Origin of the sequence: Duganella caerulea (assembly GCF_040362985.1) — a bacterium.
GTDB classification, from domain to species: Bacteria; Pseudomonadota; Gammaproteobacteria; order Burkholderiales; family Burkholderiaceae_D; genus Rugamonas; species Rugamonas vulcania.
The window spans coordinates 272,787-288,353 of the sequence record NZ_BPWJ01000006.1; the positions used below are offsets into that span (position 1 = coordinate 272,787).

A 15,567-nucleotide genomic window follows, 5' to 3' on the forward strand; every position below is an offset into this window, starting at 1 on the left:
CGCGTGCAATAGGCGCGGACGCCAGATTGAGCACCATGGCCAAAGCCGTCCCTGTAATTTGTTTGATCGCCCTTGGCCTGCTGGCCGGCTGCGAAACCAGTAATATGCAAAAGCCTTTTGGGCCGTATGTCAGCACCCTCAAGGACGGCGAATACGTCACGAAGGATGCGCCCAATGGACAATTTACAGTGCTCTCCATTCGGCAGTCCGGCGGCAAGGGCTTTTTCGGCGCATGGCACTCGGACTACAAACGCCTGATCCACAATGGCCGGATCGTCATCGAGAAGTCCGACCTGATCGAACCCTGGCCCGGCCTCGATCGTCCCGCCTTTTTCGTGCACTCCAACTCGCCGTTAGAGAAAGAGGAATACCTGGTGCACGAAACCGCCGGCAAGGTGGTGGTGGACCGCATAGACCATGGCGACCTGGAACGCGGGGACAGCCAGCGTGCGATGACCAGGGAATTCCCGTTCGGTTATCCGCTGCGCGCTGGCGCAAGATACTTCCCCGGCAGATCGACGCCGGGATTCTTGCTTAGCGTTTTTCCCATGAAGGTGCAGGTATTGCCGGCTCCCTTCAATGAGCGCCGCGACAAGCTTTGGATACAGTCCCTTGTGTCGATTTCGCCGGACCAGAAGTCGTTTGCCTACGTGGACAGCCTGGATGATCCATCGAACCTGCTGGTTGCGGATGACAATGGCGAATCGCGCGATGCGCTGCCTATTCCGATTGTCAGCCTGCCGCGCGAACCGGATCCCAAGGTTAATCCATATGATCGCGTCCGTGCCTGGTTCGACCAGTCCTACACCTGGCAGCGTAACGCGGAAGGGAAGTGGGATGTCGTACCTGCGGCGCCGGAGAATCGCAAAACCCCCAACCCTCTCGAGGAGTTATTCCTGACCGAGGCTGGCGGATATCGCAATTGCTTCAATCCCGCCCATAAGGGCTGCGTGAGCGGCTGGCGCCAGGCGACGGTCGGCGAGATGAACCGAGAATTTGGCGAGGACTACACGCCGCCGTTTGTGTACGCTCCGGTTACGGCCAAGCAGGCGTTCGGCGCCAATGCGAAGCTGCTGCTGCTTCGCCGCGCCCAACTCAGCGGCAGCGGCTATACGCTGTTCGCGGATTCCACGCCGGAGAAGGTGGTCGCCGAGATCTCCAAGCGCCTAGAGCAGCGCAAGATCCCCTTCGTGCGGGGCGACCAATGTCCGCGCCGCGAGGATACCAAGCGCATCGACTGTGACGCGTTGATCGAGTCCAGCCTGGGCAGGCAGGGACGCAATGGCTATAGGTTGGATGAGGCGATTCGCACTGGAGAGGCTGGCGAGACGGTGTTCGTCATGCGGAATCTCGCCTTCGCCGTCCTGCCATCGAAGAATGGCGGCACCGTGATCGCGACCATCTTCCGCGAGGACTTTTCGCGCGAAGATCCACCGAGCGCTGAATGAATCGCCCCGGGTCGTGTGATTCAGTACATTGTGGCTTGATTTACTCTTCGCGGCGCAAGTCCGCACAAGGATCGACTCGTTGCCGCAAGGAATCTTAATGCAAATCAAGAATTATTAAATTCGATAAATATCAATAAGCCAAATACAGGTACAATTGAATTAGTCAATTATATCAATTTCGCGCCAACCGAAGTTCCTCGCACCTAAACCCGTGCAATATCTCATCGAATAATCTCGCACCGGAATCAGCGCGTTCATGCGCCGCGCCGGGGCGGACGATCTATTCCGTGATGGCTAACTGGCGCACAACGAGAAAACATCGGATTGATCGAAAAGCACGCTGCTCGGAACGGGTGTGCGCTCCGATGTAACGGAATCGCATATCGCAGTTATCCAGAGTCAGGAGAGTTTAAATGAGTTTCGCGAATATAAGGATCGCCGGCCGTCTCGGCGCAGGTTTCGGGCTGGTGCTGGCGCTGATGGCGTCGCTGATTGTGGTCAGCCTCATGCACTTGGCGGACATCGGCGAAACGAGCGGCAAAATGATCGAGAAGGACTGGATCAAGGCGGAGGCGGCCAACGTCATCGACGCCACGACGCGGGCCAACGCGCGCCGCTCGATGGAATTGCTGATCGCGCCTGATAAGGCCTATGCGGACAAGGTGCGCGAACAGATCGAGGTCAACAAGAAGACCATCACCGAAGCGCTGGCGACGCTCGACAAGCTGGTCTATCTGCCGGAAGGCCGGGCCCTGCTGGCAAAAATCAAAGAGCAACGCGCGCAATATGTGGTCTCTTTCGGCAAGGTCGGCAAGTTGGTGGCCGAGGATCAGCGCGAGCAGGCTACAAGCTTGATGATCGCGGAAACGCTACCAATGCTCGACCAGCTGCAGGGCAGCGTCAAGGAATTGACTAGGCAGCAGAAAAAGATCGTTGAAGCCAGCGGAGCCGACATCAAGCAGAACATTGCGTCTTCCCGGAATCTGATGGTTGGCCTGGGCCTGGCGGCGGTGCTGATCGGCGTGGCTTTTGCGTATGGCATCACCCGCTCGATCACCCGTCCGATCCGTGAGGCGGTAAAGGTGGCGGAGACCGTGGCGGCGGGCGATTTGACCAGTCGCATCGACATTACATCGACTGACGAAATCGGCCAATTGTTACAGGCGCTGAAGATTATGAACGACAGCCTGAGAAAAATTGTGGGTGAGGTTCGCATCGGCACCGACACGATCGCCACTGCTTCGGCGCAGATCGCGGCCGGCAATCTCGATCTGTCGGCGCGCACCGAAGGACAAGCCAGTTCGCTGGAACAGACAGCGTCGTCAATGGAAGAGCTGACGTCTATCGTTAAGCAGAACGCAGACAATGCCCGGCAAGCCAATCAACTGGCGGTGTCCGCTTCCGAAGTGGCCGTCAAAGGCGGCGGCGTGGTGGCGCAGGTGGTTGACACCATGAGTTCAATCAACGCGTCTTCCCGGAAGATCGTCGATATCATCAGCGTGGTCGATGGTATTGCGTTCCAGACCAATATCCTGGCCTTGAATGCCGCGGTTGAAGCGGCCCGCGCCGGAGAACAGGGCAGGGGCTTTGCTGTGGTGGCCTCCGAGGTGCGCAACCTGGCGCAACGCTCGGCCGCCGCCGCCAAGGAAATCAAGACGCTGATTGACGACTCGGTCGACAAGGTCGATATCGGCGCCAGGCTGGTGGGCCAGGCCGGGGCGACGATGGACGAAATAGTGGAAAGCGTCAAGCGGGTGACCGAAATCATGTCGGAGATTACGACCGCTGGACAAGAGCAAACCCTGGGCATCGAGCAAATCAACCAGGCGATCGTGCAGATGGATGAGGTCACGCAGCAGAACGCCGCGCTGGTCGAAGAAGCCGCCGCGGCGGCGGGGGCGCTGCAGGATCAAGCCAACAACCTGTCGCACGTCGTGGGGGTGTTCAAGCTGGATGGCGCGCACACGGCGGTTGTTGTGAAGCTTGAGGCGGCAGGCCATCGTGCCCCGATGCCCCGGCAGGTTACCGCATCGGTCGCCGGTCCGCTGAAGCGGGTGGCGCATTAAGCGGCCGAGCTGATCACGATCTTCAGGAGATTGGCGGCTTTTTTCCGAAACGTCGCGGATGGCGTTTTATCGGCAAGGGAAACCGTCATGAAGCCCTCGAAAGACGCGAAGATGATTTCCGCCAGCTCGCGTTCTCGTACGCCCGCCGGCAAGCGCGCGCCGCCTTTTTTTGCGTGCAGAATCTTCTCAAGCCAGTCGATGTTTTGTTTGGCGAACAGCTGCAGCTCGTCGACGCAGGCTTGCTCCTGAAAAGACGGCTCGCGCACCATCGTCACGTACATGCACAGGCGATTCCCGTCGTGCAGCATCTCGGCAAACAGGCCCGCATACATCCGAAGCTGCTCGGCCAGGTCTTCGCCGTCCTCGATGGCGAGCAGCCGCGTGGCTTGTTCCTCCCGATACTGCCGCAGCGCGTGCCTGGTCAAATCTTCCTTTGAAGCGAAATGGTGATAGAGGCTGGGTGCCTTTATTTGCAGGTGCTCTGCGATCTGGCGCATACCCAGGCCGTTGAATCCGCGCCGCTGGAATAGGCGGATCGCTGCCCCGAGTATGGTTTCCCGCGTCAATGGCGGATTGTTTTTCTTCGTTGGCACCATGGGGTTTATTCCAGAATGGCGATGCCGCCGCGGTGGGCGACGAACAGCAGCGTTTCCTCCAATGCGCAGGCTTCATGTTCATCGCATCCCTGAACCTGCAGCACGTCGCCAGCGCGCATCTCGACATCGTTAAAGCGGATGGCGCCCGATATGACGAGGATCTGCTCCCATCCATCGTGAGCGTGTTTCGGAAACCGCGCGCCAGCCTGGAATTTGGCCAGGTAGCCGCCGTCGCCGTCGTTGCCGCTCCAGGTCGAGCAGGTTTGCACGCCGGCGATCCCGGAGTCGCACCAGTCGCGTTGAGCTTGTTGAGCCAGAATCATGCGCCAACTCCTATTTGTAAGTAGAGGTCGCCACTCTAACTAACGTTCGTTAGGGAGTCAAGCATGATTCAAGACGGTCGACGGCCGTCCGCCCGCGCGTAGAGGCTCTGGGGAAATAGACGTTTTACTTCTCGCAACCAAATTTTCATTCATGCAATTTCGTGATGCCTGAATGATAACCTGCCAACATCTTGAAATGTGAAATTTTATTCAGTCGTTTGATGGTTTTGTGAATTGCGGCCACTCCCCCATATCCGCACACTGCCTGAGCAGTTCGAAGTAAACAAAAAGAACCTTGGCAATCTATATGGAGGAGATACCCATGAGGCAAAACAACAAGTTCATCATCCCGGCCCTGCTGGCGGGCCTGCTGGCCGGCTGTGGCGGCAATACCGGAACCAGCGCCGACGCACCGGCCCGCACCCTCGCCGGCACCGTGACCAGCGAAGCTCTCGCCGGCGCGGCGGCTTCCAGTTGGACCAGCGTGAAGTGGGGCGGCGGCGGCTATGTCACCGGCACGATCTATCACCCGGTCAATGCGAGCCTGCTGTACGCGCGCACCGACGTCGGCGGTGCCTACCGCTGGAACGCCAGCAACTCGACCTGGACACCGATCACCGATGGCCTGGGTTTCGGCGCCGGCGAAGGCCGCTATCACGGCGTGGAGAGCATCGCCCTCGACCCGAACAACGACCAGCTGGTGTATATGATGACCGGCGATACCGTGAATCAGGATACCCACGGCCGCATTTACATTTCGGGCGACCGCGGCAACAGCTGGACGTACTACGAGCTGCCGTTCGCGGTGGGCGGCAACGATAACGCCCGGGGCTACGGCGAACGCCTGGCGGTCGATCCGCAGAATCCATCGACGTTGATGTTCGGCTCGCGCAAGGCCGGTATCTGGAAGAGCACGGACTCGGGCCACACGTGGAACCAGGTCACGAGCTTCTCGAGCACCACGATGACCGGCGGGGGAACCCCGATCGGCGTCGAACAAATCGTCTTCGACACCCCGTTCAAGGGGACCGGACAGCCGACGTGGATCATCTGGGCCACCGTCGCTGCCGACTACGCCCAGGCGGCGGGCCTGACGTCGACGCTGTACCGCTCCACCAATGGCGGCGCCAGCTGGGCGCCGGTCGCGGTCCCGTCCAACGTGAGCAATTACGACATCCCGCACGTCGTGAAAACGTCCGACGGCAACTTCTACATGACGTTCCGCCCGACCGCTCCGCAGGTTCAGGGCGGCAGTGGCCCCAGCTATCTCTACAAGTTCGGCGCCAGCAACGGCAGCGGCTGGACCCAGCTCACAAGCTCCACCAGCATGGGGATGGCCGGCCTGTCCGTCTCCGGCACCGGCTCGAGCGCCCGCATCGCGGTGGGCATGACCGGCTGGAGCGACAGCAGCAAGCAAATTCAAATGTCCGATGACGGCGGCAGCACCTGGCGCGAAGTCGAGGCCAACATGCCGCATACCTCCGACAGCTGCCGCGGGTGGATCGAGAGCGTCACCATCGATCCGGCCAACCGCGATCACATCATGCACGTCCACGGCGGCGGCATCTGCGAAACCACGAACGCTTCCTCGGCCACGCCGACCTGGAGCCCCAAGGTCAACAACCTGGAAGAGACCGCCACGCTGTTCGCCGTCGCCCCTCCGGCCGGCGCGCAGTACAAGCTGATCAACGCCGCCGGCGACATCGGCGCGTGGGTGATCACGGACCTCGCGACGCGGCCGACGCGGGCGCCCATGCCCGGATGGAGCAGCGGCAATGCGGTCGACATCGCGTGGGCCGATCCATCCTACATCGCCGTCACCGGTGTCGACAACGCCAACGGTGCCGTCATCAAGGCCTTCTGGTCCGGCGACTCCGGCAATAGCTGGTCGCAGTTCTCGTCGATGCCGGCCGGCGGCTCGACCAGCGGAAGCCAGGTGCAAAGCCTGGCCGTCACGGCCCGCAACAACCTGGTCTGGGCGCCGCAGGACGCGGTGCCGTCGTACACCACCAACAATGGCGCGAGCTGGACGCAAACCAACCTGCCGGCGTTCACCGCCACCTGGAATGGCTTCTTCCGCGCGTATCGCCTGGCCGTGGACCGCAAGAACCCGAACAAGGTCTATGCCTTCGACTCGGGCGGCGCACCGTGGAGCTGGCAGCCTGGCAAGATCTATGTCTCAACCAACGGCGGCCACACGTTCACGCTGAGCCAGGGGTCGGTGAACGCGAACATGGCCTGGAATGCCTGGGGCGACACGTCGATGGCGGTGAACCCGAACGCCGAGGGCGACATCTGGGTGGCCGATGGCAATGCGGTCTACCACTCGCTGGACTCGGGTGCGAGCTGGACCAAGCTCACCGCCTTTGCGACCTCCAACGGCAAGCTGGGCGCCACCAATATCACGCTGGGCAAGGCGCAAAGCGGCGCGTCTTACTCGGCCGCGGTCTATGTGGAGGGCACGATCAACGGCCAGTGGGGCATCTTCCGCTCCGACGATGGTGGCGCAACGTGGTCGCGCTTCAACGATGATGCGCACCAGTTTGGCGGCAACGCGGTGGTGGTGGGTGACTGGAACACGTATGGCCGCATCTACGTCAATGGTGTTGCGCGTGGTCTGCAATATAGCAACTAAGTGCAGCAACCAAGCCGCACGTCCCTGACGTGAGCACAACGGAGGCCGCGCGCCTCCGTTTTTTTTACCGAGCCTGGCCGGTTTGCCGCGCCGCCGTCGTCGTCAGATGATGGCCTGCAGGCCTTTGTCGGCGATGATGTTGAGCAGCTTGAGGGCAGGGCCGGTGGGATGGGTGTCACCTTGTTCCCATTTACGGACGGTTGATGCCGACGTGTGCAGATGAAGCGCGAATACCGGCTGACTGAACTTCAAGGCTTCGCGCAGGCGTTTGATGTCGGCAGCGCTGAACGCCCGCACTGGTGGCGGGCAGATCGCGTGGAACTCGCGCATCGTCACCTTGCTGATCGCGCCCGCTTCGAGGAGCGTAGCCAGGTCGCCACGCAGGGATTCAATGATCTTGCTCACAATGCACCTCCAATAACACACCCGACTGCAACGCCTTCAACAAAGCCAGGGTGGACAGTTCCAGGAACACCTTGCCGGCGAATTGCAGCGCCTTCTTTTCGTCCTGCGTGATGTTTGCCTTGTCGCCCTTGGAGAACCCATGCAGAAACACGTAGCGGCTGCCTGCTCGGGCGCCGGGCGCTCTGGCGTGACAATCCGTGCATTTCAATTGGCTTTGATCCGCTAGACTACGTGACCTTTAATAACTATGCGTTCGGTTTTCCGCCGGACGGACCTGGGGAGAGACGATCATTATGTTGACCAATAAACGCCGGCGCGCGCCGCACGATTTTATGGCCGGAACTGTGGTTATCTACGCGCCATGACAAAAATGACTGGAGCCCGACTAGTTAAATTGCTTGGCTCGGCGATGCTGGCAGCGTCCCTGCTCACCGGTTGTTTTAGCACGATGCACTACAAGCCTGAGGGGAAATACGCAAAAACCCTTTTCGACGACGAGGATGTCATCAAGGCCGTCCCGCACGGGGAGTTCACCAAGCTAACCGTCAGGTATCTGGGTGGCGGAAGTTATATGACTTCCGGACAGGTGATATCCGAGCGCCTGATTTATCGCGACAAAATTGTCATCAAGGATGCGCGCCAACTCGAGCCTTGGTCGGAGTTGGATACGCCAGCCTTTTTCGCCGAAGTCTACGAGGACTACTGGCGGGACCTCCTGATTCATGAGGTGGACGGCAAACCTGTGGTCGAACGCATAGAGCAGGGGCCCCCGGGACGGGATGATACCCATCGTGTGGCCACACAGGGCTTCAATTTTGGCTATCCTTTGCGTCAGGGCGTCAGGTACTTCCCGCGCGCGATGACGCCGGGATTCCTGCTCAGCGTCTTTCCCATGAAGGTCAGTATTCTGCCGCAGCCGGTCGACCTGCTCAAGCGCCTGGCCGCCAACCAGCTCGCAGCGATATCGCCCGACGAGAAATCGTTCGCCTATGTTGACGACATGGATGCGCCGTCGTTCGTGATGGTCGTCGATGAGAATGGCGAACGGCGCGATCCCATTCCGATTCCGCGCGTTGAACTAGCGCCCCGGCCCGAATCCGATGTCAACCCATACGATCGTGTCCGGACCTGGTTCAACGCCACTTACAAATGGCAGCGGGACAGCAACGGCAAGTGGGCAGCCGAGCCGTTGGCGCCGGTGGCGCCTCCGGCCGCCAATCCGGCGGAAGAGATTTTTCTCAGCGAGCGGACCGGCTACCGCAGTTGCTTCACAGCGGCCGACGCCCACTGCCTGGCCAACTGGCACCAGGCCAGCAGGGACGAAGTGGTGAAGGCGATTCCCTATGACCCTGCGCAGCCGATGGTCTATGCGCCTTCGGTTCCCACGCAGGCCTTTGGCGCAAACGTCAAGCTGCTCGCGTATGAAACCTCGTCTGGAATCTACAGCGGCTATGCCTTGTATTCCGACTCGCCCCCGGAACAGGTGATGGCCGAATATGCAAAGCGGCTGGAGAGCCGCAGGATACCGTACGTGCGATCGGACCAGTGCACCCATAAACAATGGTGGCTGGATTGCGATGACATGATCAAGTCAAAGCTGAACATCGGCCCCTCCACCAACTACCGGCTGAGAGATCTCGTCATCGACGCGGCCCGTGGGCAAGCCACCGTGTTCATCCTGCCGGACATGCTGGTCTCGCTGCTCACGACGAAAGAGGGCGGCACGGTCATGCGGACGGCCTATCGTGGCAAGCTCCCGCACTAGGGACAACGGCAGAAAAAAAAGGCCGCTCGGTTGAGCGGCCTTTTTGCTTGCTTACTCTTCGCGGCGCAGGTGCGGGAACAGCAGCACGTCGCGGATGTTCGGCGAGTCGGTGATGATCATCATCAGGCGGTCGATGCCGATGCCGCAACCGCCGGCCGGCGGCATGCCGTATTCCAGCGCGCGGATGTAGTCGGCGTCGTAGAACATCGCCTCTTCATCGCCCGCGTCCTTGGCCGCCACTTGCGACAGGAAGCGTGCCGACTGGTCTTCCGCGTCGTTCAACTCGGAGAAGCCGTTGGCGATTTCGCGGCCGACCATGAACAGCTCGAAGCGCTCGGTGATGCCTTCGCGGGTGTCCGAAGCACGGGCCAGCGGGGACACTTCAACCGGGTAGTCGATGATGTAGGTCGGTTCCCACAGTTGCGCCTCGGCGGTTTCTTCGAACAGCGCCAGTTGCAGCGCGCCCAGGCCGGCCGTGGCGAACGGCTTGACGCCGAACTTCAGCAGTTCTTTCTTGATGAACTCAACGTCGGTCAACTGCTCCGGCGTGTAGCCAGGCGCGTACTTGTTGATCGCTTCGACGATGGTCAGGCGATGGAACGGCTTGGCCAGATCCAGCTCGCGGCCACCGTAAGTCAGCGTTGCGGTGCCGTGCGCGTCGATCGCGGCCTGGCGGATGATCGCTTCGGTGAAGTCCATCAGCCAGTGGTAATCGGTGTAGGCCGCGTAGAACTCCATCATCGTGAATTCAGGATTGTGGCGGACCGACACGCCTTCATTGCGGAAGTTGCGGTTGATCTCGAACACGCGGTCGAAGCCGCCGACCACCAGGCGCTTCAGGTACAGCTCAGGCGCGATACGCAGGAACATCTGCATGTCCAGCGCGTTGTGATGAGTGATGAAAGGCTTGGCCGCGGCGCCGCCAGGGATGGCGTGCAGCATCGGCGTTTCCACTTCCATGAAGTCGTTCTTTTCCATGAAGCGGCGCATCGACGAGATCGCGGCGGTGCGCGCCTTGAAGGTGCGGCGCGTCTCTTCGTTCATGATCAGGTCCACGTAACGCTGGCGGTACTTGGTTTCCTGGTCGGCCAGGCCGTGGAATTTGTCAGGCAGTGGACGCAGCGACTTGGTGATCAGGCGCAGTTCCGATACCTTGATGGTCAGTTCATCGGTCTTGGTCTTGAACAGCGTGCCGACCACGCCCAGGATGTCGCCCAGGTCGTAGTGGTGCAGCGCGGCCATCGCGGCTTCGCCGGTCAGGTCCAGCGTGGCGTAGATCTGGATGCGGCCGTCGGCTTTAGGGCCGGACGAATCCTGCAGCGTGGCGAAGGCGGCCTTCTTGCCGGCTTCACGCTTGAGCATCATGCGGCCGGCCAGCACCACGGTGACCGGTTCGGCTTCCAGCTCTTCGCGCGACTTCGCGCCGTACTGCGCGTGCAGGTCGGCGGCTTTGTGTTGTGGCTTGAAGTCGTTCGGGAAGGCGACGCCTTGTTCGCGGATGGCGGCCAGCTTGGCGCGGCGCTCGGCGATGATCTTGTTTTCGTCCGGCGCTGCTGCTTGTTCTTGAAGATCCGTAGTCATGGTCTGTTCTTTTGTTGAGGTGATGATTAGTTAATGGCGGCGGCGAAGAGCTCTTCGACATCCAGCTCGCTGAAGTCGCGCACCACGGCGATGACGTTGTCGAATTCGGCGAAGGCTTCGGCCGGCAGGGTGGTGGTCAGCACCACCGCGCGCATGCCGGCGCGGCGCGCCGCTTCCACGCCCAGCGGCGCGTCTTCGAACACGATGCTGTGGGCGGGCAGGGCGCCGCTGCGCTCCGCCGCCAGCAGGAACACATCCGGCTCCGGCTTGCCGCGCGCGACATCTGCTGCGCCGGCGATGGCGTCGAACTGCTTGCGCAGGTCCAGGCCATCGAGCGTGAAGTCGATGTTCTCGGTCGGCGCGGCGGTGGCCACGGCCAGCTTGACGCCGGCGCTTTTGGCGCGGGCGATGAAGGCTTCGAAGCCGTCGACCGCCGCCAGGTGCGGCGCGTACAGCTCGCGGTACAGCGATTCCTTCTCGAAGTCGAGCGCTGCGCTTTCTTCCTTGGACATCGGCTTGCCCAGGTAGGTGCTCATGATTTCATGGCCTTGGCGGCCGGCGGTGGCGCGGAAGAATTCATCGGCGTCGAGGTCATGGCCGCGACGGGCGAAGAAGGCCAGCCACGATTTGGTGTGGAAGGCCATGTTGTCGACGATGGTGCCGTCCATGTCGAAGATGAACGCGCGCTGCGAATTCGAGGAGCTCATTAGACGCCTTGCTTCAGCGATGCCGAGATGAAGTCATCCAGGTCGCCGTCCAGCACGCCCTTGGTGTTACCGGTCTCGAAGTTGGTGCGCAAGTCCTTGATGCGGGACTGGTCCAGCACATAGGAGCGGATCTGGTGGCCCCAGCCGACGTCGGTCTTGGAGTCTTCCAGCTTCTGCTGCTCGCTCATGCGCTTGCGCAGTTCCAGCTCGTACAGCTTCGCCTTCAGCATTTCCATCGCCTCGGCCTTGTTGCGGTGCTGCGAGCGGTCGTTCTGGCACTGGACCACGATGCCGGACGGGCCGTGCGTCAGGCGCACCGCGGAGTCGGTCTTGTTAATGTGCTGACCACCGGCGCCGGACGCGCGGTAGGTATCGATACGCAGGTCGGCGGGGTTGATCTCGATGTCGATCGAGTCATCCACCTCCGGGTACACGAACAGCGACGTGAACGAGGTGTGGCGGCCGTTGGCCGAGTCGAACGGCGACTTGCGCACCAGGCGGTGAACGCCGGTTTCAGTGCGCAGGTAGCCGTAGGCGTAGTCGCCTTCGACCTTGATGGTGGCGGTCTTGATGCCGGCCACCTCGCCGTCGGATTGTTCCATGACCTCGACCTTGAAGCCCTTGCGTTCCGCGTAGCGCAGGTACTGGCGCAGCAGCATGGACGCCCAGTCCTGGGCCTCGGTGCCGCCGGCACCGGCCTGGATGTCGATGAAGCAGTTGTTCGGATCCATCGGATTGTTGAACATCCGGCGGAACTCCATGCCTTCGATGACCTTGCGGACTTCCTCGGCATCGACGATCAGCGCTTCAAGCGTGTCGTCGTCGCCTTCCTCCTTGGCCATGGCGAACAGGTCGCCCATGTCTTTGAGGTCGGTGTCGGCCTTGGTCAGCGCGAAGACGATGGCTTCGAGCGATTTCTTTTCCTTGCCGAGATCCTGGGCCTTTTTCGGGTCGTTCCAGACCGTCGGGTCTTCCAGTTCTTCGTTTACTTGTTCGAGTTTCTCTGACTTTTTATCGAAGTCAAAGATACCTCCGAAGTTCGGCTTCGCGCGAGGTCAGATCGGCGAGCAGGGCGGAGAGGGAGTTGATGCGTTCGGCTTCCATGTTTTCTTCTTTTCTAAGGCTGAAATGTAGGGTAGGAGAGACCCGTTACCGGACTCTCTCCCCCCTAAGAACCGTGCATGCGACTTTCACCGCACACGGCTCAAGCATAATAAAAGCCTCTATTCAGAGGCCGGTTTCACAACTTTCAACTTCAGGCTGTGAACCTGGGTATGGCAGTTTGGATGCAATAGAACGCGATTTCCAAGAACATCGGAGCCGCCGTCCACACGGTGTACTATGTGGTGGTCATGCCATCCTGTGTCCATATCCATCGCGCAACCGCATAGCGCGCACATACCTCGTTGGGAAATGTATAGTTTAACCCATTCAGTGCGGTACCGCATCTTATTGAGCATGCGTTCCTGCTGAAGAAGCTCCCCGTACATCTCCCAATTTGGGTCATAAGGGTGATAAGCGCCCTTAATTTTCTTGTGGCGTTCAATGGGCGTACTTGATAAAGAGTACAGTTCCATCCAGCCGCGACTGCCATCTTTTCTGCTTACTCCTGCGGCAAACACCCAAGCCCGGTCACCGATTGATCGCCAATATTTCCAGCGAATCCACTCCGTGCTCTTGTTTGGATGCCTGCGTTTGGCCCAGCGCACCAACCGCCAGTACAACAGCGTGTCGATGCGCGAAAACGTCTCCTTGGCGACGACCGGGCTGTGATATTGCGCCCAGCCCCGCAGCATCGGATTGAGCAGGGTGATCAAATCCTCCTGCTTTTCACTGACGCTGCTGCCGATGACCGTCCTCAGCTTTTCATAGAACGTCTTCACGTTCTTCTTACTCGGCTTGATGAGCAGGGTTCCGGAGTATTTTCGGAAATTCCACCCGAGGAAGTCAAAGCCCTCGTCAATGTGCACGACTTTGGTTTTGGCCAGGGCGAGTCGCAATCCCCGTTCCGCAAGGAATGCCTCTACCCATGGCCTTACCTCGTTTTCAAGGAGCTCTTTTGAAGCACCCGTAATAACAAAGTCGTCCGCGTACCTGATAACACCGACTTTGAGCTTCTGAACCTTGGCCGGGCCCCATTTCGCACCGAGGTGTTTGATGAGTCCAGTTTCCAGTCCATTCAGCGTCCAGTTCGCCGCCGCAGGGGAAATGATGCCTCCCTGTGGCGTTCCTGCCGTCGTTGCAAGCATATGCGCGCGGTCCACAACCCCGCACTTCAACCACTTCCGAAGGACCGACCTGTCCATCCGGACATGGCCAAGCATCCAGTCGTGATTGATGTTGTCGAAGAAGCCTTCGATATCGGCATCCAATACCCATTGAGCCGAAGCTTTCTGGGACAGTCTGACAAATATCTGCGACATCGCATCGGCCGTTGAGCGGTTTTTCCTGAATCCGTATGAATTTGGATCGCTCACCGATTCCAAGACCGGATCGAGTCCCAGCAAATGCAGCGCCTGCTGGGCACGGTCGATCATGCAGGGGATGCCCAGCGGGCGCATCTTCCCGTTCGATTTTGGAATATAGACCCTGCGTAATGCACGGGGCCGATAACCGCGCGTCTTCAACCGCGCAACCGCAGCAAACTTCTGCTGCGGTGTTTCCCAAAGTTCGCGGTCGACTCCCGCCGTCCGCTTGCCTTGATTTTCGGTCACTCGTTTAACTGCCAGCGCCTTCGCGCAAAACGAGCGGGTCAGCCACCGTTGTAAGGCTTTCACCTTGCGCCAGTTGCCTTCCTGCGTTGCCTTCGTTAATCGAATCTGCATGGCTCTCACGTTCTGTTGGACCAGTCGCCAGTTGATGGCCGACCATTCCAATGGGGCGTGCGAGGACGCAGAACCGATCTGATGATCAGTTACTCTCATGCTGAGCCTCGGGTAGTGGTGCCCGCCGAGGACGCGATTCGCCCCGAAGGGAAAACAGCGACCCTTCGGGGCGGTTGAAAATGACTACTAAAGTTTATGCAGTCGTTGAACGACTATTACACCAGATGGAAGTGGGCGTCCTTTCGGACTGGGACAAATCTTGAATCCCTATCCGGGCCATTACAGTCCGGCGTTCGCTTTCTCCATCATCCTCTATCCGCTCCTCCGACAGCTCCCCTCGCGGGTCGCCTGCCATCTTCCGGACTCCGGAGGCGATGGCGGAAAATCGGACTTACCACGTTCCCTGCAATGCCGACGCGACCAGCGATTGCGTCGCGACTAACCGGTTAGGGCCTGTCTATTCCCCGATGGTTTTATGACGACGTATCCCCAAGTTTGAAAGGGATAACCAACCACACACCATTTTGGTTAAGGCCAACAGCAGCTTGGGCCTTTCAATCGTTACGAGGATTCAAGCGACAATTCACTTACGTTGCCCATGCGGCATTCACCTAGCCCCTCGACCGCCTTGCTGCTGGCAGTGTCCGCCGACTTGCTCGCGCAAATCCAGTGCCAAGTAAAACTGGGGGTACATTTTCCTCAAGGCTTCACACCCCGTCATTGCTGGCGACGCATGCTTGAGTAGGTGACGAATGGTCGTACACTCGGTTGTGGCGGCATCCAATCGTAACGTCGGGATTGAATGGAGCACAACAAGGCATCACAGAGCTTTGCGCTCTGAGTCTAAGATTGCGACAAGTAGACGTCGCAACCTATCCTTGAAAGGAGGCTGGCTATAAAGAAATTGTAAGCAGATGTGAAAATGCCTACTTTTGCATGCCTCTGAACACGATTTAAGTCTCGTAAGACAGGAATCGGCAAAATCCGTTCCTAACTGCAAAGACACTTGCAATTGGAGAATTTCTGCATGGATTCCTAAAGAATCGTGTTCAACAAAGAGCTTCCGTTTTTGACAGAAGTTCCCGTCTTTAAAATCCCTGATAAATCAGGGACATATCACGCATTTGCGCGACGTTTCAAGGGCTGGGAATGTTTCTAGAGTCCTAGCATGCTCTGAACGCGACACGATGTCGCACCAAACCTTCGATTATACCCT

The 15,567-nt window shown here is 59.5% G+C and carries 11 protein-coding genes and 1 pseudogene; 4 read left to right on the forward strand and 8 right to left on the reverse strand.

The window, feature by feature from the left end:
• Positions 1-35 precede the first annotated feature (35 nt).
• Both ACUJB0_RS20000 and ACUJB0_RS20005 read left to right on the forward strand, forming a co-directional pair.
• Positions 36-1,448 (forward strand): YgdI/YgdR family lipoprotein, encoded by a 1,413-nt coding sequence (locus tag ACUJB0_RS20000; RefSeq protein ID WP_444846747.1) that lies wholly within the window; start codon positions 36-38, stop codon positions 1,446-1,448.
• A gap of 413 nt (positions 1,449-1,861) precedes the next feature.
• Entirely contained in the window at positions 1,862-3,514 is a 1,653-nt protein-coding gene (locus ACUJB0_RS20005) for a methyl-accepting chemotaxis protein (RefSeq protein ID WP_444846748.1), read from the forward strand.
• On the opposite strand, the gene ACUJB0_RS20010 is transcribed toward ACUJB0_RS20005, so the two are convergent.
• Together ACUJB0_RS20010 and ACUJB0_RS20015 are read right to left on the reverse strand one after the other, a co-directional pair.
• Positions 3,511-4,110, reverse strand: a complete 600-nt coding sequence (locus ACUJB0_RS20010) for a TetR/AcrR family transcriptional regulator (RefSeq protein ID WP_444846749.1) — start codon at positions 4,108-4,110, stop codon at positions 3,511-3,513. The genes ACUJB0_RS20005 and ACUJB0_RS20010 overlap by 4 nt on opposite strands.
• A 5-nt stretch (positions 4,111-4,115) precedes the next feature.
• Positions 4,116-4,433, reverse strand: a complete 318-nt coding sequence (locus ACUJB0_RS20015; protein ID WP_444846750.1) for a cupin domain-containing protein — start codon at positions 4,431-4,433, stop codon at positions 4,116-4,118.
• Positions 4,434-4,755: 322 nt separating this feature from the next.
• On the opposite strand from ACUJB0_RS20015, the gene ACUJB0_RS20020 reads away from it, so the two are divergent.
• Positions 4,756-7,068, forward strand: a complete 2,313-nt coding sequence (locus tag ACUJB0_RS20020; protein WP_444846751.1) for a dockerin — start codon at positions 4,756-4,758, stop codon at positions 7,066-7,068.
• A 102-nt stretch (positions 7,069-7,170) separates the two neighbouring features.
• Here ACUJB0_RS20020 and ACUJB0_RS20025 read toward each other — a convergent pair whose 3' ends face one another.
• Together ACUJB0_RS20025 and ACUJB0_RS20030 are read right to left on the reverse strand one after the other, a co-directional pair.
• On the reverse strand, positions 7,171-7,473 hold the full coding sequence (locus ACUJB0_RS20025) for a helix-turn-helix domain-containing protein (RefSeq protein ID WP_444846752.1): 303 nt from the start codon (positions 7,471-7,473) through the stop codon (positions 7,171-7,173).
• Positions 7,457-7,645 (reverse strand): annotated as a pseudogene (locus tag ACUJB0_RS20030) (type II toxin-antitoxin system RelE/ParE family toxin); the annotation flags it as partial. The pseudogene ACUJB0_RS20030 and the gene ACUJB0_RS20025, both read right to left, overlap by 17 nt.
• Positions 7,646-7,834: 189 nt before the next feature.
• Here ACUJB0_RS20030 and ACUJB0_RS20035 point away from each other — a divergent pair.
• A complete protein-coding gene (locus tag ACUJB0_RS20035) occupies positions 7,835-9,238 on the forward strand; it encodes a hypothetical protein (RefSeq protein ID WP_444846753.1) in 1,404 nt (467 codons plus the stop codon).
• Between the two features lie 51 nt (positions 9,239-9,289).
• Here the strand turns inward: ACUJB0_RS20035 and lysS are convergent, their stop codons facing one another.
• The 4 genes from lysS to ltrA form a co-directional block, all read right to left on the reverse strand.
• Positions 9,290-10,819, reverse strand: coding sequence for a lysine--tRNA ligase (gene lysS / locus ACUJB0_RS20040; protein ID WP_444846754.1), 1,530 nt, complete (start codon positions 10,817-10,819; stop codon positions 9,290-9,292).
• A gap of 26 nt (positions 10,820-10,845) precedes the next feature.
• Entirely contained in the window at positions 10,846-11,526 is a 681-nt protein-coding gene (locus tag ACUJB0_RS20045) for an HAD family hydrolase (RefSeq protein ID WP_444846755.1), read from the reverse strand.
• A protein-coding gene (gene prfB / locus ACUJB0_RS20050; RefSeq protein ID WP_161091163.1) for a peptide chain release factor 2 occupies positions 11,526-12,630 on the reverse strand; the annotation gives its coding sequence in 2 pieces (ribosomal slippage) (positions 11,526-12,548 and positions 12,550-12,630; 1,104 coding nt in all). Before prfB ends, ACUJB0_RS20045 begins: the two co-directional genes overlap by 1 nt.
• A 119-nt stretch (positions 12,631-12,749) precedes the next feature.
• The gene (ltrA, locus tag ACUJB0_RS20055; protein ID WP_444846756.1) at positions 12,750-14,450 is read right to left on the reverse strand and encodes a group II intron reverse transcriptase/maturase; all 1,701 of its coding nucleotides are present in this window, start codon (positions 14,448-14,450) and stop codon (positions 12,750-12,752) included.
• Between the last annotated feature and the right edge of the window lie 1,117 nt (positions 14,451-15,567).

Bases quoted from the DNA above. Each gene is read 5' to 3' on its own strand.
- ACUJB0_RS20000 (WP_444846747.1), top strand. From the start codon at position 36: ATGGCCAAAGCCGTCCCTGTAATTTGTTTGATCGCCCTTGGCCTGCTG.
- ACUJB0_RS20005 (WP_444846748.1), top strand. From the start codon at position 1,862: ATGAGTTTCGCGAATATAAGGATCGCCGGCCGTCTCGGCGCAGGTTTC.
- ACUJB0_RS20010 (WP_444846749.1), bottom strand. From the start codon at position 4,110: ATGGTGCCAACGAAGAAAAACAATCCGCCATTGACGCGGGAAACCATA.
- ACUJB0_RS20015 (WP_444846750.1), bottom strand. From the start codon at position 4,433: ATGATTCTGGCTCAACAAGCTCAACGCGACTGGTGCGACTCCGGGATC.
- ACUJB0_RS20020 (WP_444846751.1), top strand. From the start codon at position 4,756: ATGAGGCAAAACAACAAGTTCATCATCCCGGCCCTGCTGGCGGGCCTG.
- ACUJB0_RS20035 (WP_444846753.1), top strand. From the start codon at position 7,835: ATGACAAAAATGACTGGAGCCCGACTAGTTAAATTGCTTGGCTCGGCG.
- lysS (WP_444846754.1), bottom strand. From the start codon at position 10,819: ATGACTACGGATCTTCAAGAACAAGCAGCAGCGCCGGACGAAAACAAG.
- ACUJB0_RS20045 (WP_444846755.1), bottom strand. From the start codon at position 11,526: ATGAGCTCCTCGAATTCGCAGCGCGCGTTCATCTTCGACATGGACGGC.
- ltrA (WP_444846756.1), bottom strand. From the start codon at position 14,450: ATGAGAGTAACTGATCATCAGATCGGTTCTGCGTCCTCGCACGCCCCA.